This is a genomic window from Rheinheimera sediminis, from assembly GCF_004005375.1.
Taxonomy (GTDB): domain Bacteria; phylum Pseudomonadota; class Gammaproteobacteria; order Enterobacterales; family Alteromonadaceae; genus Pararheinheimera.
Genome location: NZ_RZUF01000072.1, coordinates 1 through 1,082 on the forward strand (window position 1 = coordinate 1; position 1,082 = coordinate 1,082).

At 53.8% G+C, this 1,082-nt stretch carries 1 protein-coding gene and 1 CRISPR repeat array; the gene reads left to right on the plus strand.

Going from position 1 to position 1,082, the window contains the following annotated elements; all coding sequences use genetic code 11:
• The coding region (locus EMM73_RS19790; protein ID WP_145987578.1) for a CRISPR-associated endonuclease Cas2 at positions 1-195 on the plus strand (195 nt) is incomplete at its 5' end.
• Between the two features lie 180 nt (positions 196-375).
• Positions 376-1,081: a CRISPR direct-repeat array (repeat unit 33 nt; unit sequence GTCGCGTCCCGCACGGGGCGCGTGGATTGAAAC).
• Position 1,082 lies beyond the last annotated feature (1 nt).

Here is a 1,082-nt window from a genome sequence, read left to right on the forward strand (position 1 = left end):
GCGCGGTGTACAGAACTACTGGATCAGATCAACCCTGCTCAGTGGGTCGCTCTAAAGTCTAAGCTGCTATCAACCTATGATGATAGTGTCGACAGCTTGCGTTTTTACATTCTTGGTAAAAATTGGCGTAGTAAAGTGGAACATCATGGTGCCAAAGCAACGCTGGATTTATTTGCCGATCCCCTCATTATTTAGCTCATCGCTAACCTGTAGTGCTCTTTAAAAAGCCGGAACATTAGCGGCATTCTTAGTCACTGATCCTAAAGGTAATTAAGATGCCGCCTTACCCGTGTTCATTTGTTTCTTTCATATTGATCTGACGTTAGCGCAAATTGCACATAACGGTTAGACTATGCGTGCCTTTGCAAAAAGGCAGTCGCGTCCCGCACGGGGCGCGTGGATTGAAACAAAATACTAAACAAACAACAGCGCCGCCAGTCGCTGTCGCGTCCCGCACGGGGCGCGTGGATTGAAACAGGCTAAAGGGGGCGGCAGTGGGGGCTCTTAAAATGTCGCGTCCCGCACGGGGCGCGTGGATTGAAACGCTCAGGCCGTTCCTGAGCCTTTGGCTATTCAGCAGTCGCGTCCCGCACGGGGCGCGTGGATTGAAACGTATGATAAAGGCGTAACCGCTGCCGTATCTAAGTCGCGTCCCGCACGGGGCGCGTGGATTGAAACTGTGCGCCTGGTCGAACTGTCCCACTTACTGCGAGTCGCGTCCCGCACGGGGCGCGTGGATTGAAACACGTATCACCGCTATTGGGCTCAAGCTGAATTCGCGTCGCGTCCCGCACGGGGCGCGTGGATTGAAACCTCATGTTAGATAAAAGTTTATGTATCTTGCTCGTCGCGTCCCGCACGGGGCGCGTGGATTGAAACTAATCCCTTGAGCAATTGAGCGGATAACCTGGCGGTCGCGTCCCGCACGGGGCGCGTGGATTGAAACTACGACATCAAACGACAATCGGGCCGCATAGCCTGGTCGCGTCCCGCACGGGGCGCGTGGATTGAAACAGAATCAGCTAATCCAAGTCGGTGATTTTAATTTGTCGCGTCCCGCACGGGGCGCGTGGATTGAAACT